The sequence below is a fragment of the Microbacterium trichothecenolyticum genome (genome assembly GCF_030818955.1).
In the GTDB taxonomy this organism is placed as follows: Bacteria; Actinomycetota; Actinomycetes; order Actinomycetales; family Microbacteriaceae; genus Microbacterium; species Microbacterium trichothecenolyticum_B.
The window spans coordinates 1,331,347-1,352,837 of record NZ_JAUTBF010000001.1 but is presented as its reverse complement, the minus strand read 5'-3'; the positions used below and the strand labels follow the sequence as shown (position 1 = coordinate 1,352,837).

Sequence of the window (21,491 nt, the reverse complement as noted above, 5' to 3'; positions counted from 1 at the left end):
GGTCCGTGCGAGCGAGCTCGGGAGCTCCCTGAGCGTGTCGAAGAGACCGGTCCAGTGGTGGGTTCGACGGCTCGGGCATCGTGCCGCGTCGCCGAGTGCCGCACGTCAGAGCACGATGTCGTCCACGTTCTGCAGTTCCCGTGCCGCGACCGGGCGCAGCCCCCGTCGCACGAAGGTATCGGCCGCGACCAGCGTGCCTACGTCGATGCGCGCTTCGTCGGCGATGTCGGCGATCGGCGCTTGGAATGTGCGGAACGCGCCGAGCGGCGGCACGGTGAGCCCTTGGCGCGTGTCGACCAGCGAAGTCTGGTCGAGCACGAATCCAGCCGCGGCAAGGGCCTCGCCCCGGCGCCAGGCTGCGATCTTCCAGAACCGCAACGGCACGCTGATGCCGCGGTACGGGGGATCGTCGTCGCCGAGAACCGGCGCGGTGAACACGGCGAGGCGCTGATCCGTGGTCTCGGCGTAGGCCAGCACATGGTCTTCCAGTCCCAGCCAGAGCTCTTTCGACTGGTTGAAGCCCGCGGCCTGCGGCGCGGCGTTGGTGTAGAAGAACGTGGCCTCAGTGGCATCGTGAGCTTCCGCCGCCGAGCCCCAGCCGGGGTCGCGCCGGCGCACGAGGTGGCCCCGGTCGAGGTCGTTGCGGGTGTACACCTCGGGCCCGGCCTGCGCCTCATCGGGCACACGCGGGTCGAGCCGCCACTCGCCCGTGCGCGGGGGGTCGCGCAGCGTCGCGCCGTCGATCACGACGCCGGTGACCGCGGCGAAACGGCGCTGTTCGTCGAGCAGCACCGAGAACCGCGGGTAGTCGAGCCGCGTCGTCGCCGTGGCGGGGGAGGGAAGGGGCAGGGGAATGCCGAGGAAGTCCGGATCGTAGCCGTCGCTCATGCCCTCATCGTGCCGGTGACCTCCGACATCGCGACAGACTGGGGCGATGCAACAGCACGTGAAGTCCCGGCCCGACGCTCCCGCCGGATTCTTCGCCGCGGAGGCGGCGGGGCTGCGGTGGCTCGCCGCGGCCGGGGGAGCGCGCATCGCGCGGGTCATCGACGTTGCCGACGATCGGATCGCTCTCGAGCGCATCGCCGAGGCCGCGCCGACTCCCGCGGCCGCCGCGGCGTTCGGCGCCGCGCTCGGCGCGACCCACGCGGCCGGGGCCGAGGCCTTCGGCGCGCCGCCGCCGGGGTGGGTGGGCGACATCTTCATCGGTCGGCGCCCGCAACCGGCGCGTCCCGAGCCGACCTGGGGGGCGTTCTACGCGGCTCAGCGCGTCGAGCCCTTCGTACCTCTCGCCGTCGCGGCCGGCAATCTGTCAGAATCCGGTGCCGAGGTCGTCGGCCGGGCGTGCGCCCTGATCGCCCACGGCGCGTTCGACGACGACGAGCCGCCCGCCCGCCTGCACGGCGACCTGTGGGCGGGCAACGTGCTCTGGGCTGCGGAGGAGGTCGTGCTCATCGATCCGGCGGCGCACGGCGGGCATCGCGAGACCGACCTGGCGATGCTCGCACTGTTCGGGTGCCCGTTCCTCGACGACATCCTCACGGCCTACGACGCGGCGCGCCCCCTGCGTGAGGGGTGGCGCGCCCGCGTGCCCGTCCATCAGCTCCACCCTCTCGCGGTGCATGCGGCGGGCCACGGCCGCTCGTACGGACGCGCGCTCGTGAGCGCCGCGGAGCGGACGCTCGCACTGGGGTGATAATCGAGTCGTCCACCTATTGAGAAACATTCTCAATAGAATGGATGCCATGGCCGCACCCGTCTTCCCCTTCACCGCCGTCGTCGGTCAGGACGACCTGCGCCACGCGCTCACCCTCTGCGCGGTGGATCCCGCGGTGGGCGGCGTACTGGCGCTCGGCGATCGGGGGACGGGGAAGTCGACGACGGTCCGAGGCCTCGCGCAGCTCCTCACCCGCGAGGGTCTCGACATGCCCGTGGTCGACCTGCCGCTCGGCGCGAGCGAGGACCGCGTGCTCGGCTCGCTCGACATCGACCGCGCGCTCCGCGGCGAGATCGCCTACGCGCCGGGACTGCTCGCGGCGGCGCACGGCGGCATCCTGTACATCGACGAGGTCAACCTGCTCGACGACTACCTCGTCGATCTGCTGCTCGATGTCGCGGCCTCGGGCGTGAACACCGTGGAGCGCGACGGTCTCAGCCACACGCACCCGGCCCGGTTCGTGCTGGTCGGCAGCGGCAACCCCGAGGAGGGCGAGCTGCGGCCGCAGCTGGAAGACCGCTTCGGTCTGTCGACGCCGGTCGCGACGATCCGCGACCTCGAGCAGCGGTGGGAGATCGTGCGCCGCCGTCTGGCGTTCGAGCGGGATCCCGGGGCTTTCACGCTCGAGTGGGCCGAGCGCGAGGAGCGACTCGCCGCGCGAATCCGCCTCGCACGCGAGCGGTGCGCCACCGTCGACCTCGGCGACGAGGTGCTCGAGGCCGCCGTTCGCATCTGCGTCGATACGCGCGCGGTGGGTCACCGCGCCGAGCTCGTGCTCGTGCGCGCGGCTCGGGCGGCGGCCGCACTGGCGGGCCGCCCGGCCGTGACCGTGCACGACCTCGCGGCCGTCGCGGTGCCCGCTCTGCAGCACCGCGCGCCGCGGACGGCCCTCGAGCCGGTCACGGCGGCGGCCGCCCGCGTGCGGGTCGCTGCGGCGTCGGTACTCGGGCGGCGGGTCGCGTGACGTCGCGCTCGCGCGAGGCCACCCCCGCGCCTCCCGCGGACCGGGTGGCCGCGCTGCGGGCGCGTCTCGGCGGCGACATCGTCCTGCCGCCCGCGGTGCGCGCGACGATCGACGTGTGGCGCGGTGGGGCTCGGTTCGGGCTCGCGCTCGCCGGTGACGCGCTTCGGGCCGAGACCCTCTTTCGTCAGCTGCGCCCTCACGCCGACTGGGTCGTCCGCGTCGCGGATGCCGACGAGCCGCCGCCCCGGGCCGACCGCGCCCTCGCCCTGTGCGCGGATCCGGCGACACTGCCCGCCGCCGTGCGCCGCCGCTGCACGGCCGTCGTCGACGTTGGCGCGGTCGTTCCGCCGGGGCGCCGCCCCGCGGGCGAGAGCGAGGCGGGACTGTGGCGCCGCGTGGTCGCCGCCCTCGCGGCGCACGGCGTGCACGACGGCGCCCTCGACGTCGCGGCGTGCTCACTGGCATCCGCTCTCATCGACGCGGGCTACGACGGCGACCCGGTCGCGCTCGTGCGCGCGTGGGTGGCGGCACCGCACGGGCGAGGCCGCGCGGGTGTCGGAGCGGGTGAGGCCGGCCCGGCGACGGTGGACGACGACACCCCCGAACCGGATGCCGAGAACCCCGACGAGCAGGACGGCGGTGGGCTCGAGGGCGACGTCGAGGGGGAACAGAGCGCCGACGACCCGACGGCGGACGCGGACCCGGCGGGTGAGGCCGGCGACGACGAGGACGCGCTCGACGCCGTCGACGCGGAGGCGTCCGGCGCATCCGAGGGCAGCGGCGACCCCGCCGATGAGGCATTCGCCGAGCCGACGGCCGACGACGGTCCCGATGCCGGTGCTGCCGCCGGATCGGACGCCGACGCTGACGCCGTGCCCTCTCCGGCGCCGCCCGCCCCCGACGCACACCGCTCACCGGTGCCCGCCCCCGACGATGCCGCCGCCCCCGAGGCCGGCACCGCCGTCGACGGCGATCCCGACGCGATGCCCTCCGCCCGCGCGGCGGCCCTCGTCGTGCCCACCCTGGCGGATCCGCCCACGCGCGCGACGGTGCGCTCGGGGCGCTCGGCCCGCCGGGGCGCGACACGGGCCGGCAGCGGCCGGGGTCGTCCCGGACGCGTCGTCGCCCCGGAACGCGCCGACGGACGCATCGCGATGCTGCCCACCCTCCAGCGCGCCGTGCACCGGCACGCGGCCGCGGGCGTGCGCGGAGACCTCGCCGTCACCCGCGACGACCTGCGCGGCCGGCTGCGCGCGCAGCCCACGGCGACGCACACGGTCGTCGTGGTCGACGGGTCGTCGTCGATGGGCGGCGCCGGGGTCGCCCACGCGCAACGCGTCGCCGACGTCGCCCTCGGACACGCCTACCGAGATCGGGGAGACGTGAGCGTGATCCTCGCCGCCGGGGCGTTCGCGCGCCTCGTTCAGGAGCGCACGCCGCGGGTCTCACGCGCCCGGGCGGCGCTGCAGCGCGCGAGCGTCGAGGGCGGCGGAGGCACGCCCCTCGCGGATGCCGTGCGCCGGGCGCTCGAGGAGTTCGCCGATGCCCCGCGCGAGCGCTGCCGTCTCGTGATCGTCAGCGACGGCCAGCCCACCGTCGATCTCGCCGGCCGCGCCGATCAGCGTGCGGCGACGTGGGATCTGCGCGTCCAGCTCGATCGCGCCGCGGACCGCGTCGGCCGTACCGTCTTCGTGCCGCTCGATCCGCGCGGGTGGTCGCCGCTGGAGCGTACCCTCGCCCCGTTCCGTGCCGCCGGCGTCGAGGTCGCCGTCGAGTGAGCGACAGGGCGGCGGCACGCGAGTCGTCCGCGTCTGCCGTCGGCCGCGGCATGCCCGCTCAGTTCCGCACGGCCGCCCGCCGCTTCGCGCGCCGCGCGAGCACGAGGTCGATCCCCACGCCGATGCCGACCGCCACGACGATCGACACGATCACCGCCACCACCGGCCCGCCCGGTACCATCGCCGCGATGACCGCGCCGATCACCGCCTGATACGTCGCCCAGGCCAGCGCGGCCAGCGCCGCGACACCGAGGTAGCGTGCCGGTTTCACCCGTGACGCTCCCGCGGCGAGGTTGACCGCGAGCCGGGCGAAGGGCACGAAGCGCGCCGTGAACAGCACCACCGCCGCGTTGCGTTCCAGCCGCGCCCGCGCCCCGTCCAGTGCGGCGCCGACGCGCGGGCCGCGCATCCAGGTCCACCGCTGCACGCCCACCGTGCGGCCCACGAGGTAGCAGCACACGTCACCCGCAAAGGCGGCCGCGGCCGCCACGAGCACCACCGACGCCAGGGGGAACGCGCCGTGCTCCACAGCCAGGGCCCCGAAGGCGGTCACCGCTGCCTCTCCGGGCACGACCACCAGGAAAGCGTCCGCGAACACCAGCAGTGCCATCCCCAGCAGGGCCCACGGGCTCGCGGCGATCGCCTGCAGCCACACGTCGACACCGGTCACGGGGTCACTCTCCGCCGCCGATCGAGACGCCCCGCCGACCGGGTGGTGACCTCGCGCGGAGCATCCGGTGAACATCGCGAACGTCGGGCCCGTGACGCACCGGAGCTGGCCCGCGACGCTCCACCCTGGAGTCGTGAGAGTCGCGCTGCTGGCCGAGTCCTTCCTCCCGCACATGAACGGGGTCACCGGTTCCGTTCTCCACGTGTTGCGCCATCTGGCCGAGGCGGGGCACGAGACCCTCGTGATCGCCCCGAAGGCGGGAGATGTCACTGCCGACCTGCACGGCGCGCGTGCCGAGCTGCTGCGCTCGGTGCCGCTGCCGTCGTATCCCGAGGTGCGCGTCGTCTTCGCCCGTGCGGCACGGCTGGGGGCGCTGCTGCGCGATTTCGGCCCCGATGTCGTGCACCTGGCATCGCCGTTCGTGCTCGGCTGGCAGGGTCTCGCTGCCGCCGACGCGCTGAAGATCCCCTCGGTCGCCGTCTATCAGACCGATGTCGTCGCGTACGCCCAGAAGTACGGTCTGCCCCATGCGACCGCTCTGGTCGCCGGGCACGTCGCGCGCCTGCACCGTCGGGCCACGCTGACCCTCGCCCCGTCGTCGGCCTCCACGCGACAGTTGGAGGAGCTGGGGGTCGATCGCATTCGCCGGTGGGGCCGGGGAGTGGATGCCGAGCGCTTCGCCCCCGAGCGCCGCGACGACGCCTGGCGGGAGCGGATCGCTCCGCAGGGGCAGCGGATCATCGGCTACGTCGGCCGCCTCGCCCCCGAGAAGCAGGTCGACGACCTGCGAGCGCTCGCGGGTATGCCGGGCACGCGGCTGGTCATCGTGGGCGACGGCCCGTCGCGGCCGGCGCTGCAGAAGGCGATCCCGGATGCCGTGTTCACGGGCCACCTCTCGGGCGATACGCTCGCGTCGGTCATGGCCGGGTTCGACGTGTTCGTGCATCCCGGCGAGAGCGAGACCTTCGGGCAGACGATCCAGGAGGCCCTCGCCAGCGGCGTGCCCGTCGTCGCCACGGGCGTGGGCGGCCCCCTCGACCTGGTCCGCTCCAGCGTCGACGGCTGGCTCTACAAGCCCGGCGACCTCGACGACATGCGGGAGCGCGTCTCCGACCTCGTGGGCGATGAGTCCAAGCGCCGTGCCTTCGCGCGCGCCGCACGCGAGGCGATGCGCGGGCGCACCTGGGAGGCCCTCACCGGCGATCTCGTCACGCACTATCAGGATGCCGTGGCCCTGCGCCGCATCGACGACAACATGCTCCTGCGGGGCGGTCCGCGTCCGTCCGGGTTGTCGGCATCGCGCACCCGGGGGAGATGGATGCGGTTCGTCGCCCTCGGCGACTCGCTCACCGAGGGACTGTGCGATGCGTCGCGCATGCCGGCGGGACAGTTCCGCGGCTGGGCCGACCGCTTGGCGGAACTGTTGGCGCACACGAGCGATGTGGGACCGTTCCGCTACGCGAACCTCGCCGTGCGCAGCCGTCGGGTGCGCCACCTCATCGACGAGCAGATCCCGGCGGCCCTCGCCCTCGAACCCGACCTCGTGTCGATCCTCATCGGCGCGAACGACCTCGTCGGGCCCGCTCCGGTGCTTCCCGCGATCGTCGCGGAGGTCGAGTCGGCGGTGCGGGCGGTGCGACGCACGGGGGCCGACGTGCTGCTCGTCACCACGTTCTTGCCGCGCCGCGCCGCCGCCCGCCTCTTCGCTCGCCGTTTCGCGGCGTACAACGTGGAGCTGCGGCGCATCGCGCAGGAACAGGGCGCGATCCTGCTCGATCTGGAGGCGGTCGCCGAGATCGGGGAGCTGCCGTTGTGGGCCGACGACCTGGTGCACCTGCGTTCGAGCGGGCACCGTCTGGTGGCGTACCGTGCGGCAGAGGCGCTCGGCGTGCCCGATGCGGCGGCCCTGCTCGGTCTCGACGAGGCATTGCACGCCGACGCCGACGTCGTGCGCGGGGGATGGCTCACCCGTGACGCGCTGCCCTGGGTATGGCGGCGCGTGCGGGGGCGCACCGCCGGCGACGGCATCGTCCCCAAGCACGACGGGTACGTCGAACTGCCCACGCGCGGTGACCGCGAGAGTGCGCGCACGTCCTGAGCCGCGGGGCGAGACGCCGTCGCGGGCTCGTCGTCGGCAGCGTCAGTACCAGCCGGTCTGCTCGCTGTGGTTCCAGGCGCCGCACGGGTCGCCGTAGCGGGCGGAGATGTACGACAGACCCCACCGGATCTGCGTGCCCGCGTTCGAGCGCCAGTCCAGGCCTGCCGACGCCATCTTCTCGCCCGGCAACGCCTGGGGAATCCCGTACGCGCCGCTCCACGGGTTCAGCGCGTCGGCCCGCCAGCCCGACTCGCGGTTCCACAGCGACACCAGGCACGAGAACTGATCGCCGCCCCACCCGTAGCCGCCGATCGCTGCGCGGGCGTAGTCGCGGGCCTCGTTCGGGCTCATGATCGGGCCCGCCGGGGCGGTGGACCCGCCGCCGCTGCCCGACCCGCCGTCGGACCCGGAGCCCGACCCGCCGCCGCTGCCGGAACCGGACCCGGAGCCCGACCCGGAGCCGCCGTTCCCCGACCCGCCGTCGGACCCGGAGCCCGACCCTCCGCCGCTGCCGGAGCCGCCGCCGCTGCCAGGGCCTCCGCCGGACCCGGAGCCACCGCTCGCGCCGCCGCCCGCGGATCCGCCGGGCTGTGCGGCCTCCTGGGCGGCTTTCTCGCGTTCGCGGGCCGCCCCGTTCCTGCTCCGCGGTGGTGCGCTGCAGTTCCGCGAGCTGGGCGTACAGCTCGTCCAGGCGTGTCTGCGCCTGGGCGACCGTCGCGGTCTCGGTCGCGGCCTCCGTCTGCGCGGCCTCCGCCGTGGACTGCGCCTCGGCGGCCAGGCGCGCGGCCTCCGCGCGGGCTTGCTCGGCCTGGGTACGCAGCGAGGTGGCGACGTCGGCGGCGCTGCGCGCCTGCCCGGCCGTTCGAGCCGCGACCGTCGCCACGCGGTTGAGGATGCCGAGACGCTCCAGCAGGGAGTCGGGGTCCGCCCCCGTCAACAGTTGCGCCACCAGCGGTCCCTCGCCGCTCGTGCGGTACAACCGTGATGCGCTCGCACCCGCTCGCGTGCTCGCGGCCGAGAGCGTGGCGTCGGCGGCGGTGCTCTGCGCGGTCAGGGTGTCGGCGCGGCTGGCGGTGGATGCGGCGAGCAGACGCGTGCGTTCGGCCGCGGCGGAGGCGTCGAGCGCACGCCGCGAGGCTTCCGCGGCGGTGGCTTCCGCGGCATCCAGGTCCTGCTTCACCCGCGCGACCGCGTTCTCATCGACGGCGGCGGCGAGGGGGACGGCGACCGCTGCGGCGGGGAGGGGAACGAGGGCCGCTCCGATCAGCACGCCCGCGAGGAGCGTGTGACCGGTGAGACGCATGAGACCCATGAGGTCACGCTAAAGCACGAACCCGTGTGCCGACCAGCCTGCGAGGTGCGGCGCTGGTAGTGTGAGACCGAATGCCGTCTTGGCATCCGCTCAAATTCCATATGAGCTCACGGAGCAGGCCGGCAGACGCTGGTCCCCTGTGGTGGACTCCCCGTCGTGTCGCCGGGTGGTCGTCTACTGGTGGCCAGTCGCCGGGAATCCCGTGCCGATGCGTCGGTGCGCCCTTTCTGCCTGTTCCTGCTCCTTCGCATGTCAGCTCGTCGCCCACACGGGGCGGCGAGCCTAAACAAAGAAGGAGGGACCTCTTGGAAGGTCCAGAAATCACCGCCGCCGAAGCCGTTCTCGACAACGGCCGGTTCGGCACCCGTACCATCCGCTTCGAGACGGGACGCCTCGCTCAGCAGGCCCAGGGCGCTGTCGCCGCCTATCTCGACGAGGAGACGATGCTCCTGTCGGCCACCAGCGCCGGCAAGCACCCGCGTGAAGGCTTCGACTTCTTCCCGCTGACCGTCGACGTCGAAGAGCGTTCCTACGCCGCGGGCAAGATCCCCGGCTCGTTCTTCCGCCGCGAGGGTCGCCCCTCCACCGAGGCCATCCTCGTGTGCCGCCTCATCGACCGTCCGCTGCGCCCGTCGTTCGTCGACGGCCTGCGCAACGAGGTCCAGATCGTCGTCACCGTGCTCTCGATCGCGCCGGGCGAGTTCTATGACGCCCTCGCCATCAACGCGGCATCCATGTCGACCCAGATCTCGGGTCTGCCGTTCTCCGGCCCCATCGCGGGTGTGCGCCTGGCGCTCATCCCCGGCCACGGCGAGCACGCCGACCAGTGGGTCGCGTTCCCCAAGGCCGAGCAGCTCGAGGATGCCGTCTTCGACCTGATCGTCGCGGGCCGCGTGCTCGATGACGGCGACGTCGCCATCATGATGGTGGAGGCCGAGGCCACCGAGGGCAGCTGGAACATGATCAAGGGCGGTGCGACCAAGCCCAACGAGCAGGTCGTCGCCGAGGGCCTCGAGGCCGCAAAGCCCTTCCTCCGCCAGCTCGTCGACGCGCAGAACGAGGTCGCGCGCACCGCGGCCAAGGAGATCCAGCCGTACCCGGTCTTCCCCGCGTACAGCTCCGAGGTCTACGACTTCGTCGCCGGTCGCTCGTACGACGACCTCGTGGGCGTCTACCAGATCGCCGACAAGCAGGAGCGTCAGAACGCCGACGACGCCGTCAAGGACCGCGTCAAGGGCGAGCTCATCGCCGCCGTCGAGGCGGGCGAGCTTCCCGCCGGCGCGCCGCTGGAGTTCTCGGCCGCCTACAAGTCGGTCACCAAGAAGATCGTTCGCGGCCGCATCCTCAGCGAGGGCGTCCGCATCGACGGCCGCGGCCTCGCCGACATCCGTCCGCTCGACGCCGAGGTGCAGGTCATCCCGCGCGTCCACGGCTCGGCGATCTTCCAGCGCGGCGAGACCCAGATCCTGGGCGTCACCACGCTGAACATGCTCAAGATGGAGCAGCAGATCGACTCGCTCTCGCCCATCACGAGCAAGCGCTACCTGCACCACTACAACTTCCCGCCGTACTCGACCGGTGAGACCGGTCGCGTCGGCAGCCCGAAGCGTCGCGAGATCGGTCACGGCTTCCTCGCCGAGCGCGCGCTCGTGCCGGTGCTGCCCAGCCGCGAGGAGTTCCCCTACGCGATCCGTCAGGTGTCCGAGGCCCTCGGCTCCAACGGCTCCACCTCGATGGGCTCGGTCTGCGCCTCGACCCTGTCGCTGCTGAACGCGGGTGTGCCCCTTCGCGCCCCCGTCGCCGGTATCGCCATGGGCCTGGTCACCGACGAGGTCGACGGCCAGACGCGCTACGCCGCGCTGACCGACATCCTCGGCGCCGAAGACGCCCTCGGCGACATGGACTTCAAGGTCGCCGGTACCAGCGAGTTCATCACCGCGATCCAGCTCGACACCAAGCTCGACGGCATCCCGTCGTCGGTGCTGGCCGCAGCCCTCACCCAGGCCAAGGAGGCTCGCCTGACGATCCTCAACGTCCTGAACGCCGCGATCGACGCTCCCGACGAGATGGCGCCCACCGCGCCCCGCGTCATCAGCGTGCAGATCCCGGTCGACAAGATCGGTGAGCTGATCGGCCCCAAGGGCAAGACGATCAACGCCATCCAGGACGAGACCGGCGCGCAGATCTCCATCGAGGAGGACGGCACCGTCTACATCGGCGCGACCGACGGCCCCTCGGCCGAGGCCGCCCGCGCCCAGGTCAACGCGATCGCCAACCCGACCAACCCCGAGGTGGGCGAGCAGTTCCTCGGAACCGTCGTCAAGATCGCGACCTTCGGCGCGTTCGTCTCGCTGCTTCCCGGCAAGGACGGCCTGCTGCACGTCAGCGAGGTCCGCAAGCTCGCCGGTGGCAAGCGCGTCGAGAACGTCGAAGACGTGCTCTCTGTCGGCAAGAAGATCCTCGTGCGCATCACGAAGATCGACGACCGCGGCAAGCTGTCGCTCGAGCCCGTGCTCGACGAGGAGGCCGCAACGCCCGAGCCGGCCGACACGCAGAGCTCGGCCGCCGCGAGCGAGGGCCCGGAGGCTCCCGCCGAAGGCTGACCCGTCGCCATCTCGATCGGATGCCCGTCCCGCCTCGTGCGGGGCGGGCATCCGTCGTGTGGCGGGTGGGACGTGTGAGGGCCTCGAATTGTAAGCGTTACGTAATGTTTATCGACGAGGAGGGTGAAACGGCTGAAGTCCGCGGGTGAAGCTTTAGCCTCGAAGGACGTCGGGGGAGTGCTGGCCGGGAACCAGCACCATCGCCCGGCCTCAGGGGGAATGCATCATGAGCGACTCTGGCGTCGACGCGGCGGCCACGCAACGCCTTCGTCGCGACCGTCCGCCGCATCCCTCGTCGCCCATCACCCTGCAGGGCCCCGGCCTCGGCTCGCACGTGCGCGTTCCGCTCGGCGAGACCGGATTCGAGGTCTTCCCGCTCTCGCTGGGCGGAGGGGAGTTCGGCTGGAACGTCGACACCCGCGCGAGCCACGAGATCCTCGACGCGTACGCCGAGCTCGGCGGCAACGCTGTGCACACCGCCGACAGCTACGCCGCGGGGCGCAGCGAGTTCATCATCGGCGAGTGGCTGCGCACGCGACGCATGCGTGACGAGGTCGTCCTGTCGGTGCGGATCGGAGGTCACCCCGACAACCCGGGCCTCGGCTCCGTCAACCTCGTCCGCGCCGTCGAGGCGTCGTTGACGCGCCTGGCCACCGACCGCATCGACGTGGTGTTGCTCGACGCCGCTCCCGGCGACCGTGCGGTGCTCGAGGACACCCTCGCGACGAGCGAGTGGCTCGTCGAGTCGGGCAAGGTGCGCGCCATCGGGGCGCACGGCTACACCGCGGCGCAGCTCGTAGAGGCGCGCATCCTGTCCGCGGCGGGCTACCCGCGCATCACCGTGCTCGATGTGCCGTACAACGTCTTGCACCGTCGCGAGTTCGACGGCGACGTACGCCTGATCGCGTCGGCGCAGGGTATGGCGGTGACGCCCTCGCATCCCCTCGCGCACGGGTTCCTCGCCGGCGAGACGCGCACGCGCGACCAGTCGTCGCGATCGGTGCGCGGGTCGCAGGTGGCAGCCCACCTGAATCGTCGCGGCTCGCGCGTGCTGCGGGCACTGGATGCCATCGGCGCCGACCTCGGCATTCCCGACGCGGCGGTGGCCGTCGCCTGGCTGCTCGCGCAGAAGGTCGTCACGGCCCCTATCGTCAACGCGTTCGCGCCGCGGCACGTCGTGGAGTGCATGCGCGCGGTGGGCGTGCGCCTCAGCCGCGCCCAACTCGCGGATATCGCACGCGCCGCCGAGTGACCCGCCGCCTCCGAGGAGCGTGACATAAGCTGGAAAGACCGGCCGGGGGACGGCAGATCGACGACGAAGTGAGCTGATGTGACGCACTACATCTACCTGGTGCGCCACGGCGAGCATCAGGACGCCGAGCACGGACTCACCGACGGGCCTCTGTCTCCGCGGGGTCAGCGCCAGGCGGCGTTGCTCGCCGATCGGCTGTCGGGGCTTCCCCTCGACGCGGTGTGGCACTCGCCCCTCGAGCGCGCCGCGCAGACCGCGCGGGCCGTCGCCGAGCGCCTGCCCTCGGTCACCCCCGAGTCGTCGGCGCTGTTGTTCGACTGCGTGCCGACGGGGATGACCCCCGAGACGCCGGCCGCGTACGAGTCGTTCTTCGGATCGGTCACCGAGGCCGAGATCGACGCGGGCCGTGCGCAGATGGCCGACGCGACGGAGGAGTTCCTCGCCCGCAAGGCGGGGGAGGTGCACGAGCTCGTCATCACCCACAACTTCGTCATCTCGTGGTTCGTCCGCGAGGTGTTGCAGGCGCCGGAGTGGCGATGGATGACGATCAACCAGGCCTATTGCGGACTCACCGTCATCGCGCAGAAGAAGGGCCGCCCCTGGACTCTGCTGTCGCACAACGACCTGGCACACCTACCGGTCGAGCTGCGCACGGGCCTGGTGGATCCGCTGCCGGTGTGAGCGGCGCGCTCAGCGCCGTCGCGCGAGCACGAATCCCTGCGCGTGCCGCTCCCTGCCCCGGGCGGCGCGCTCCGCGACTGTCGTGACGTCGAAGCCCGCGGCCTTCACCAGCGCCGCGACCTCGTGGGGCTCGTGCAGGATGGCCTCGAATGACACGTCGTGCCCGTAGGCGCGCTGGATGAGCCGCTCGCCGGCACCAGCCTGGAACCCGAGGAGGATGCCGCCGCCCGGGGCCAGCACGCGACGGGCCTCGGCGAAGACGGCGGGCAGCTCTTCGGCAGCGGTGTGGATGACGGCGTACCAGCAGAGGATGCCGCGCGCGGCGGCATCCTGCATCGGCAACGCCGTCAGATCGGCGACCTCGATCAGCACGTCGGGATGCGCGGCGCGCGCCTGCGCGACCATCGCGGGAGAGAGATCGAATCCGATGACGGAAGACACCCCGAGGCCGTTGAGGTGCGTCAGCATGCGTCCGGACCCGCACCCGGCGTCGACGACGACACCGTCTCCGCGGGGGAGATCGGCTACGAATTGCGCAATCGTGCCGAGGTCGAGTGGCGCCTCCGCCCGGGTGTCGGGCAGCGCTGCCGCATACGCGTCGGCCACGGTGTCGTAGAACCGCCGGGTGGCGTGCCGTAGGTCCTCGACGGCGGGCTCGATCTCACTCATGCGGCAATCCTGTCGTGGAAAAGCGTTGTGGGGCGGTTTCGATCTGCGGGAGCCACCTAGGTGTTCTGACCTGGGTGGTTAGGGACGTAGATGTAGGTGAGGACCTTCTGGTGGAGTGGAGTCACCACAACTAACCGCTCCGAAACCAGAAGGTCCTCGATGTCCCACGCTAATGCTGTTCTCGCGCCCGCTGGAAGGTTGCGCCTTGCTCGTCTGATCGTTGATGAAGGGTGGCCGTTGCGCCGCGCCGCCGAGCGTTTCGGCGTCGGGGTGACCACCGCCGCCCGGTGGGCGTGCCGTTACCGTGAGGCCGGCGCGGCGGGGATGGCCGATCGTTGCTCCCGCCCGCGCGTGAACCCGAACCGCACTCGGGCCCGGGTGGAGCGGCGGGTGGTGAGCCTGCGGGTGTCGAGACGGTGGGGGCCGGCGCGTATCGCCGCGCAGCTGCGGTTGAATCGCTCCACCGTGCAGGCCATCCTGCGTCGCTACGGGTGTCCGCCGTTACGGTGGACCGACCCTGGCACCGGGGTGCGGATCAAGACCAGCCGCGCCGCCACGAACCGTTACGAAGCCGCCACCCCGGGCGATCTGGTCCACATGGATGTGAAGAAGCTCGGTCGTATCCCCGACGGCGGCGGGCACCGCATCCACGGACCCGCCCAGGGCAAACGCAACCGGGCCGGCAAAGGCCACGGGTACGCGTTCATCCACTCCGTCGTGGACGACCACACCCGGATGGCGTACTCCGAGATCCTGAGCGACGAACGCAAAGACACCGTCACCGCGTTCTGGACCCGCGCCCACGCCTGGTTCCAGGGCGCCGGCATCGAGGTAAAAGCCGTGATGACCGACAACGGAAACGGCTACCGCTCCCACCTGTTCCGCGACGCCCTCGGCCCCATCCGCCACATCCGCACCCGCCCATACCGGCCCCAGACGAACGGGAAAGTCGAACGCCTCAACCGCACCCTCCTCCAAGAATGGGCCTACGCCCGCGCATACAGATCAGAAACCGAACGCACCGCCGCATTCGCCCCCTGGCTCCATCACTACAATCACCACCGAACCCACACCGCCATCAACGGCACCCCCGCCTCACGCGTCCCCAACCTCCCCAGCCACAACACCTAGGCTGGAGGCATGACGACGCGTGTGGCCATCGTGGGCGGAACCGGCAAGCTGGGCAGAGTGATTCGCGAGGTCGTCGAGACCGAAGAGGGCTACCAGGTCGCGGCGGTGCTCACATCCAGGTCCGAGATGAGCGAGCTCGACGGAGCCGACCTGGTGATCGACGCCTCCACGCCCGCGGTCTCGATCGACGTCGTGCGTGCCGCCGTCGAACGCGGGATCAACGTGCTCGTGGGCACGTCAGGCTGGTCGAACGAGCGCATCGCGCTGGTGCGTCCCCTCGTGGATGCCAGCGGCACGGGCGTCGTGTTCATCCCCAACTTCTCGCTGGGCTCTGTCATCGGCAGTGCGCTGGCATCCGCGGCGGCACCGTTCTTCCCGTCGATCGAGATCGTCGAGGCGCACCACGAGTCGAAGATCGACTCGCCCAGTGGCACCGCCGTCCGTACGGCGGAGCTGATCGCCGCCGCACGTGCCGAGGTGGGCCCGGTGGAATCGCCGCACGTCGACCAGCGTGCGCGCGGTCAACGCGTCGCATCCGTCCCCATCCATTCGCTGCGGCGTCCCGGCGTGGTCGCGCGACAGGAGACCATCCTGTCGGGAGCCGGTGAGTCGTTGACGATCGTGCACGACACCATCGACCCGGCCACGGCCTACGCTCCCGGCATCCGCATCGCGCTCGCCGCCGCGCGCGAGGCGACGGGCGTCGTGGTCGGCCTCGACAGCTTCATCGACATCGGTGTGCGCACGCGCCCCGTCGTCGCCGAGGAGCCCGTCGCCGACGGCGACGTGTCCGGCCAGGTGGCGGGCGCGACCAGCGCATGAGGGTTCGCATCGCCGTCGCCACCATGACGGTGCTGCTGCTGTTGTACGTGTTTCTCGCGGGCCAGCGAGCGGTCGTCCTGGTCACCAGCGGAGACGGTGTCGGCGTCGTCATGGGTGTCGCTCTGATCGTGCTGCCCCTGCTCGCCGTCTGGGCCATCGGCCGCGAGCTATGGTTCGGCGTGCGGGCCCAGCAACTGGGGGAGCGGTTGGATGCCGAAGGCGGTCTCCCCGACGAAGAATTACCGGTGCGTGCGAGCGGACGGATCGAACGGGAGGACGGGGATGCGCTCTTCCCCCTCTATCGCGCCGAGGTCGAGGCGAATCCCGACGACTGGCGCGCACGCTACCGCCTGGCGCTCGCCTACGATGCGGCGGGCGACCGGCGCCGCGCGCGCGAGGCCGTCCGCACGGCGATCCGGCTCGAGGGCGCCGAGCGCCGAGCGCGCTGAGCGTGCGCCATCGCGCCACTCGACCCGGGGCCGCCCGTCGCTTCGCGGCTCAGTCCGCGTCGCGGGCGGGGACGGCGGAATCGACCGCATCCTCGACCGTGCGATGCGTGAACGTGAAACCGGTGTCCTCCAGCACGCGCGGCCGCGCGTCGGCATCGGAGGTGAGCAGTGCTTCGGTCGCATCCGCGCCGAGGGCGAGCTTCACGCCCCAGATCGGCGCACGGAGCACGTACGGGCGGTTCATGCGGCGTGCCAGGGCGAATCCGAGGTCGTTCGCCGTCGCGCGGGTCGGACCGGTGAGGTTCACGGGACCGTCGATGTCGGAGTCGATGACGTGACGGATCGCGCGCACCTCGTCGTCGAGACTGATCCACGGCCACGCCTGCGTGCCGCGGCCGATCGGACCCGAGACGCCCAGCTTCGTCAGAAGCAGCAGCGGCTTGAGAACCCCGTGCTCGTGCACGACCGGGGCTGTGCGCAGCATGGCTACGCGAGCGTGGTCGCCGGCCCCGCGCGCGGCGGCCTCCCACTCGATGCAGATGTCGACGAGAAATCCACGTCCCGGTCCGGACTGCTCCGTGAGCACAGAGCCCGGCTGAGAACCGTAGAACCCCGTCGCGCTCGCGTTGACGAGGGTCGGGGCGTCCCGGCCCAGCGCGCGCACCGCGGTGGCGATGGTGCGGGTCGGCGTGAGGCGCGACCACAGCAGGGTGCTCTTGTACGACGGTGTCCACGGGAAATGCCCGATCGACGCACCGTTGAGACACACCACCGCGTCGGCGTCGGCGATGACGTCGGGGTCGAGGGGAACGGCATCCTGAAGCCACTGCACCTCGTGCGGCCCGCGCGGCGCATGCCGCACGAGCGAGGTGACCTCCACGCCGTCGGCGCGCAGTGAATCCGCCACTGCCGCGCCGATGAGGCCCGACGCGCCGGCGATGACGACGCGTCGGGCCGTGGTCTCAGGCAAGCGTCGCCTCGAGGGTGATGTCGATGCCCGCGAGCGCCTGCGACACCGGGCAGTTCGCCTTGGCGTCGTTCGCGATCTTCTCGAACGTGGCCGCATCGAGTCCCGGCACGACGGCGTTGACGTTCAGGTGGCTGCCGGTGATGCCCGTGCCCGGCTTGAACGTGACCGACGCGGTGGCGTCGACCGACTCGGGCGGGGTGCCGTTCTCGGCGAGGGCGTTCGACAGCGCCATGCTGAAGCAGGCGGAGTGAGCGCCGGCCAGCAGCTCCTCGGGCGTGGTGACCGAGTTCGAGCCCTCGCTGCGGGCCTTCCAATTGACGTCGAACGTGCCGATGCCCGACGAGGTGAAAGTGACCTCACCGGACCCCTCGAACAGGCTGCCCTTCCAGGTGGTGGCGGCTTCGCTCGTGACGGCCATGGGAACCTCCGTGATCTCTGCGCGGTCGAGAACCGCGACATGATGCCGGCGGTCCGGGCGACCGCGACGCCGCCAGCCTAACGAGGGCGGCGCACAGCGCTGCGGTCTTGACAGCCGACGCAGAGGCTTCACGGCCGGCGCGGAGGAAGCGTTTACGCGGACGCCGGTCCGCGGCGCCCGACGATGCCCGCCCGCTGCAGCACGAGGTACAGCTGGCATCCGAGACACAGCCCGAACACGGCGTTGAGGAAGGCGGCGACGAAGGCCATCGCTGCCGCGATCGGGAGCGCCCAGGGCACACCGGCGAGATGCAGCAGCAGGCCGACGGCGGTGACGAACAGGCCCACGCCCTGCGCGAAACGCGGCGGGCGAGGGTCTTCGAACTCGGTGGGCGGCGCGAGACGCGGCTGCACGAGGCGCCGGTACAGCACGCTCCACGGGGCCGTGCGCGGGGCAGCGACGCCCCACACGAACAGGAGGGCGATCACCAGCACCAGCAGGAACCCGGGGTCGGCGGCGCGAGCCGCGAGCGGCGTCTGCGACAGGACCCAGCCGTTGCCGAGGGAGCCGGTCCGCGCGGTCGAGACGCCGATCAGGCTGACGAGCGTGGCGACCAGCAGAAGAACGGCCGTGATGGACGCGGCGAAGCGGGGGCCGCGTGCATCGATACGGGCGGGATCAGCCATGAGCGGTCTCTTTCTCGAGGAGGTCGAGTTCGTGTTCGACGTCGCCGCGCGCCGGAGGGCCACCGAAGCGTCGGACGGTGCGCCCTGCCCCGTCGACGAGGAGCGTGGTGGGAGTCTGCAGCACCCGGAACCGCTTCGCGAGATCGGGGCGGTGCGTCAGGTCGATGTCGAGGTGGCGCACGCCGGAGCGCGTGTCTGCGACGGTGGAGAGCATGCGATGAACGCCCGGGCAGCGCGAGCACATCTCGGTGCTGAACTGCACGAGGGTAGCCGTGTCGCCGAGGGGCCCCGCGCCGAGGATCCGCGCGTCGACCGTCTCGGACGAATCGACCACGCGCGCCCGACCCTGACCGCGTCGCCACCACGCACCCAGCGCGACAGTCGCCGCGAGCAGCGCTGCGATGACCGCGAGCGCGAGGGTGAGGTCCATGATCGTCAACGGTAGCTCGCGGGTACGACATCGGGGCCGATGAGTCGTCGCGTTACTCGCGGCATGGCTCCTCCCCAGGTCTGCGACACGAACGACTTTCCCGCAGCCGGCGTCGCCACGGGTCGGGCATCGCCGACCGCGAGTATCGTGAGGGCCGTGACCGCCGACATCCCCACCCCCTACGAAGACCTGCTGCGTGACGTGCTCGAGACGGGCACGCACAAGTCCGACCGCACGGGCACCGGCACCACGAGCGTGTTCGGGCGACAGATCCGTTTCGACCTCGCCGAGGGGTTTCCCCTCATCACGACCAAGCGCGTCCACCTGAAGTCGATCGTCTACGAGCTTCTGTGGTTCCTGCGCGGCGAGTCGAACGTGGCATGGCTCACCGAGAACGGGGTGACCATCTGGGACGAGTGGGCCGACGCCGACGGCGAGCTCGGGCCCGTGTACGGCGTGCAGTGGCGATCGTGGCCGACCGCCGACGGGGGCACGATCGATCAGATCACCCAGGTCGTCGAGCAGATCCGCCGCGACCCCGATTCACGCCGCCTCATCGTGTCGGCCTGGAATCCCGCCGATATCCCCGACATGGCGCTGGCACCCTGTCACGCGCTGTTCCAGTTCTACGTCGCCGACGGCAAGCTCTCGTGCCAGCTGTACCAGCGCAGCGCCGACATGTTCCTCGGTGTCCCCTTCAACATCGCCTCCTACGCGCTGCTGACCCTCATGGTCGCGCAGCAGACCGGCCTCGAGCCCGGTGAGTTCGTCTGGACGGGCGGCGACTGCCACATCTACGACAACCACCGCGAGCAGGTGCAGCAGCAGCTGACCCGCGAGCCCTACCCGTATCCCACCGTGCGTTTCGCGCGCACGCCGGCCTCGATCCTCGACTACACCTACGAAGACATCGTCGTCGAGGGCTACCAGCACCACCCGGCCATCCGCGGAGCCGTCGCGGTATGACCTCGGTCGGGTTGGTCTGGGCGCAAGCGCACGACGGCGTCATCGGCGCCGACGGTGGGATGCCCTGGCACGTTCCCGAAGACCTCGCGCACTTTCGCGCGGTCACCGGCTCGGCCGATGTGATCATGGGGCGTCGCACCTGGGACTCGCTTCCGCCACGCTTCCGGCCGCTGCCCGGTCGGCGCAACATCGTCGTGACGCGCTCCGACGAGTGGTCGGCCGAGGGGGCGCACCGCGCGGCATCGCTCGACGACGCGCTCGCACAGGCCACGGGGGAGCGCGCGTGGGTGATCGGCGGCGGGCAGCTGTACGCCGAGGCCATCGAACACGCCGACGTGGTGCAGATGACCCGTCTCGATGTCACCGTCGACGGAGACACCCGCGCACCGCGCGTCGACGGGTGGTCTCGCGTCGCCTCAGATCCCGCGGTCGGCTGGCTCACGTCGCGCGGCGGCATCCGCTATCGCTTCGAGACCTACCGGCGAGCGGCACGCTGACGTGGCGACCGCGCTGATCACGGGAGCGAGTTCGGGCCTCGGCGCGGAGTTCGCCCGGCAGCTGGCCGCGCGCGGATCCGACGTCGTGCTGGTCGGGCGCGACCGGCGGGCGCTCGACGAGGTGGCCGCCGACATCGCCGACCGGTACGGCGTGCGCACCGATGTGGTCGTGGCCGACCTCCTCGACGACGAGGCGATCGCCGCGGTCGAGGCGCGTGCGGCCCGAGGCCTCGACGTCCTCGTCAACAACGCCGGGTTCGGGCTCGACCTGGCGTTCGAGACCAACCCGGTCGATGCCGAGGTGCGTCACCTCCGCCTGCACGTCGAGGCCGCGATGCGTCTCATGCACGCGGCGCTGCCCGCGATGCTCGAGCGGGGGAGCGGACGCATGGTCAACGTCGCCTCGGTCGCCGGGTTCGTCCCACGGGGAACCTACGGCGCCGTGAAGGGGTGGCTGATCTCCTTCAGTCGCTGGGCGAACGTCGTCTACGGCCCGCGCGGGGTGACCGTCACGGCCGTATGTCCCGGTTTCGTGCATACGAACTTCCACGAACGCCTGGGTCTTGCGCCGGGCCACGAGGGCGTTGCACCGGGGATGTGGCTCGACGCGGCGACCGTCGTGCGCGAGGGGCTGCGTGACGCCGCGCGCGGGCGGGCGGTCTCGGTGCCGTCGACGCGCTACAAATTCCTCGTCCGGGCGGCGCGGCTCCTTCCGGACACCCTGGTGGTGCGGGCGGCGTCGCGGGGCCGGTGAGAGCGCGTGTCGTCGGGGCCCTGTGCGCGAGGCGTCCCTACCGGAAACGCCCGAGACGAATACCGGCGTACGCCAGCGCAGCGATCGTCTCCCCGTCGGTGATGTCCCCCTCGGCGATGAGAACGAGCGCATCGGCGAACGGTACCCACCGGACGGCGTCGATGCCCTCCTCGTGCTGCGAGGCCGTGGCATCCGTCATCGTCAGGCCGCGCGCCAAGAAGACGTGCTCGGGGGCGTCGGCGATACCGTTCAGGGCGTTCATCCGGCCCAGGTGCTCCCAGTCGGATGCCGTCACCCCGGTCTCCTCGAGCAGTTCGCGCCGGGCGGCCACGAGCGGATCCTCCCCGTCGGAGCCTCCGGCGGGGACCTCCAGCGAGCGCCCCGTCGTGTAGCGCTCCAGCTCGACGAAGCACACGCGCTCCTGCGCGTCGAGCGCGATCACGAACACGGCCGGGTGCTGCATCCGCACGACGCCGTAGATGCCGTCGCCGTGCGGGCCGGTCACCTCGTCTTCGCGCACGTGGATCCAGCGGTTCTCGTAGACGGTGCGCGACGCGCTGGTGGTCCAGGCCATTCCGCCACACTAGGGGTCGACCGGGTCACCCGCTGTTCACCCTCATCGAC

General features: G+C 71.9%; 23 protein-coding genes. 14 read left to right on the top strand and 9 right to left on the bottom strand.

Features of this window, described 5'->3' with window-relative positions; translation table 11 throughout:
- Positions 1–105 precede the first annotated feature (105 nt).
- A complete protein-coding gene (locus QE412_RS06520; protein ID WP_307481395.1) occupies positions 106–888 on the bottom strand; it encodes a DNA/RNA non-specific endonuclease in 783 nt (260 codons plus the stop codon).
- A gap of 46 nt (positions 889–934) precedes the next feature.
- On the opposite strand from QE412_RS06520, the gene QE412_RS06515 reads away from it, so the two are divergent.
- From QE412_RS06515 to QE412_RS06505, 3 genes are read left to right on the top strand one after another with little or no spacing between them, the layout of a single operon-like run.
- The gene (locus QE412_RS06515; protein ID WP_307481393.1) at positions 935–1,696 is read left to right on the top strand and encodes a fructosamine kinase family protein; all 762 of its coding nucleotides are present in this window, start codon (positions 935–937) and stop codon (positions 1,694–1,696) included.
- Between the two features lie 49 nt (positions 1,697–1,745).
- Positions 1,746–2,681 (top strand): ATP-binding protein, encoded by a 936-nt coding sequence (locus tag QE412_RS06510; RefSeq protein ID WP_307481392.1) that lies wholly within the window; start codon positions 1,746–1,748, stop codon positions 2,679–2,681.
- On the top strand, positions 2,678–4,459 hold the full coding sequence (locus tag QE412_RS06505) for a VWA domain-containing protein (protein ID WP_307481391.1): 1,782 nt from the start codon (positions 2,678–2,680) through the stop codon (positions 4,457–4,459). Before QE412_RS06510 ends, QE412_RS06505 begins: the two co-directional genes overlap by 4 nt.
- A 58-nt stretch (positions 4,460–4,517) precedes the next feature.
- Here QE412_RS06505 and QE412_RS06500 read toward each other — a convergent pair whose 3' ends face one another.
- The gene (locus QE412_RS06500; protein WP_307481389.1) at positions 4,518–5,129 is read right to left on the bottom strand and encodes a DedA family protein; all 612 of its coding nucleotides are present in this window, start codon (positions 5,127–5,129) and stop codon (positions 4,518–4,520) included.
- A 133-nt stretch (positions 5,130–5,262) separates the two neighbouring features.
- Between QE412_RS06500 and QE412_RS06495 the strand changes: the two genes are divergently transcribed.
- Positions 5,263–7,227: a glycosyltransferase gene (locus QE412_RS06495; protein WP_307481388.1), complete on the top strand. Its 1,965-nt coding sequence runs from the start codon at positions 5,263–5,265 to the stop codon at positions 7,225–7,227.
- Positions 7,228–7,269: 42 nt separating this feature from the next.
- Here the strand turns inward: QE412_RS06495 and QE412_RS06490 are convergent, their stop codons facing one another.
- The gene (locus tag QE412_RS06490; RefSeq protein WP_307481386.1) at positions 7,270–7,578 is read right to left on the bottom strand and encodes a hypothetical protein; all 309 of its coding nucleotides are present in this window, start codon (positions 7,576–7,578) and stop codon (positions 7,270–7,272) included.
- Between QE412_RS06490 and QE412_RS06485 the strand changes: the two genes are divergently transcribed.
- The 4 genes from QE412_RS06485 (at position 7,577) to QE412_RS06470 (ending at position 13,075) form a co-directional block, all read left to right on the top strand.
- Positions 7,577–8,212 carry a hypothetical protein gene (locus QE412_RS06485; RefSeq protein WP_307481384.1) on the top strand — a complete coding sequence of 212 codons (636 nt, stop codon included), beginning with the start codon at positions 7,577–7,579 and terminating at the stop codon, positions 8,210–8,212. The genes QE412_RS06490 and QE412_RS06485 overlap by 2 nt on opposite strands.
- 632 nt (positions 8,213–8,844) lie before the next feature.
- Positions 8,845–11,142 carry a polyribonucleotide nucleotidyltransferase gene (locus tag QE412_RS06480; RefSeq protein WP_307481382.1) on the top strand — a complete coding sequence of 766 codons (2,298 nt, stop codon included), beginning with the start codon at positions 8,845–8,847 and terminating at the stop codon, positions 11,140–11,142.
- Positions 11,143–11,368: 226 nt separating this feature from the next.
- Positions 11,369–12,394, top strand: a complete 1,026-nt coding sequence (locus QE412_RS06475) for an aldo/keto reductase (RefSeq protein ID WP_307481380.1) — start codon at positions 11,369–11,371, stop codon at positions 12,392–12,394.
- A gap of 78 nt (positions 12,395–12,472) precedes the next feature.
- Positions 12,473–13,075 carry a histidine phosphatase family protein gene (locus QE412_RS06470; RefSeq protein WP_307481378.1) on the top strand — a complete coding sequence of 201 codons (603 nt, stop codon included), beginning with the start codon at positions 12,473–12,475 and terminating at the stop codon, positions 13,073–13,075.
- A 9-nt stretch (positions 13,076–13,084) separates the two neighbouring features.
- Here QE412_RS06470 and QE412_RS06465 read toward each other — a convergent pair whose 3' ends face one another.
- Positions 13,085–13,744 carry a class I SAM-dependent DNA methyltransferase gene (locus QE412_RS06465; RefSeq protein ID WP_307481376.1) on the bottom strand — a complete coding sequence of 220 codons (660 nt, stop codon included), beginning with the start codon at positions 13,742–13,744 and terminating at the stop codon, positions 13,085–13,087.
- A 159-nt stretch (positions 13,745–13,903) separates the two neighbouring features.
- Between QE412_RS06465 and QE412_RS06460 the strand changes: the two genes are divergently transcribed.
- Genes QE412_RS06460 through QE412_RS06450 form a run of 3 tightly spaced genes read left to right on the top strand, consistent with a single transcriptional unit; the run spans position 13,904 to position 16,146 of the window.
- The gene (locus tag QE412_RS06460; RefSeq protein WP_307481375.1) at positions 13,904–14,875 is read left to right on the top strand and encodes an IS481 family transposase; all 972 of its coding nucleotides are present in this window, start codon (positions 13,904–13,906) and stop codon (positions 14,873–14,875) included.
- 9 nt (positions 14,876–14,884) lie between these two features.
- Entirely contained in the window at positions 14,885–15,697 is an 813-nt protein-coding gene (gene dapB / locus QE412_RS06455) for a 4-hydroxy-tetrahydrodipicolinate reductase (protein ID WP_307481373.1), read from the top strand.
- Positions 15,694–16,146: a tetratricopeptide repeat protein gene (locus QE412_RS06450; protein WP_307481371.1), complete on the top strand. Its 453-nt coding sequence runs from the start codon at positions 15,694–15,696 to the stop codon at positions 16,144–16,146. Before dapB ends, QE412_RS06450 begins: the two co-directional genes overlap by 4 nt.
- Positions 16,147–16,195: 49 nt before the next feature.
- Here QE412_RS06450 and QE412_RS06445 read toward each other — a convergent pair whose 3' ends face one another.
- The 4 genes from QE412_RS06445 to QE412_RS06430 all read right to left on the bottom strand — a co-directional run bounded on the left by QE412_RS06445 (position 16,196) and on the right by QE412_RS06430 (position 18,650).
- Positions 16,196–17,116 (bottom strand): TIGR01777 family oxidoreductase, encoded by a 921-nt coding sequence (locus QE412_RS06445; RefSeq protein WP_307481369.1) that lies wholly within the window; start codon positions 17,114–17,116, stop codon positions 16,196–16,198.
- On the bottom strand, positions 17,109–17,534 hold the full coding sequence (locus tag QE412_RS06440; protein ID WP_307481367.1) for an OsmC family peroxiredoxin: 426 nt from the start codon (positions 17,532–17,534) through the stop codon (positions 17,109–17,111). The genes QE412_RS06445 and QE412_RS06440 overlap by 8 nt, the downstream gene beginning before the upstream one ends.
- Positions 17,535–17,686: 152 nt before the next feature.
- Entirely contained in the window at positions 17,687–18,220 is a 534-nt protein-coding gene (locus QE412_RS06435; protein WP_307481365.1) for a DUF4395 domain-containing protein, read from the bottom strand.
- Complete coding sequence (locus tag QE412_RS06430) at positions 18,213–18,650, bottom strand: thioredoxin family protein (RefSeq protein WP_307481363.1); 438 nt, start codon at positions 18,648–18,650, stop codon at positions 18,213–18,215. The genes QE412_RS06435 and QE412_RS06430 overlap by 8 nt, the downstream gene beginning before the upstream one ends.
- Before the next feature lie 156 nt (positions 18,651–18,806).
- On the opposite strand from QE412_RS06430, the gene QE412_RS06425 reads away from it, so the two are divergent.
- The 3 genes from QE412_RS06425 to QE412_RS06415 are packed head-to-tail and all read left to right on the top strand — an operon-like array spanning position 18,807 to position 20,867.
- Positions 18,807–19,616 carry a thymidylate synthase gene (locus QE412_RS06425; protein WP_307481361.1) on the top strand — a complete coding sequence of 270 codons (810 nt, stop codon included), beginning with the start codon at positions 18,807–18,809 and terminating at the stop codon, positions 19,614–19,616.
- Positions 19,613–20,113: a dihydrofolate reductase gene (locus tag QE412_RS06420; RefSeq protein WP_307481359.1), complete on the top strand. Its 501-nt coding sequence runs from the start codon at positions 19,613–19,615 to the stop codon at positions 20,111–20,113. The genes QE412_RS06425 and QE412_RS06420 overlap by 4 nt, the downstream gene beginning before the upstream one ends.
- A 1-nt stretch (position 20,114) precedes the next feature.
- On the top strand, positions 20,115–20,867 hold the full coding sequence (locus QE412_RS06415; protein ID WP_307481357.1) for an SDR family NAD(P)-dependent oxidoreductase: 753 nt from the start codon (positions 20,115–20,117) through the stop codon (positions 20,865–20,867).
- A gap of 37 nt (positions 20,868–20,904) precedes the next feature.
- On the opposite strand, the gene QE412_RS06410 is transcribed toward QE412_RS06415, so the two are convergent.
- Positions 20,905–21,441 (bottom strand): NUDIX domain-containing protein, encoded by a 537-nt coding sequence (locus tag QE412_RS06410; RefSeq protein WP_307481355.1) that lies wholly within the window; start codon positions 21,439–21,441, stop codon positions 20,905–20,907.
- Positions 21,442–21,491 lie beyond the last annotated feature (50 nt).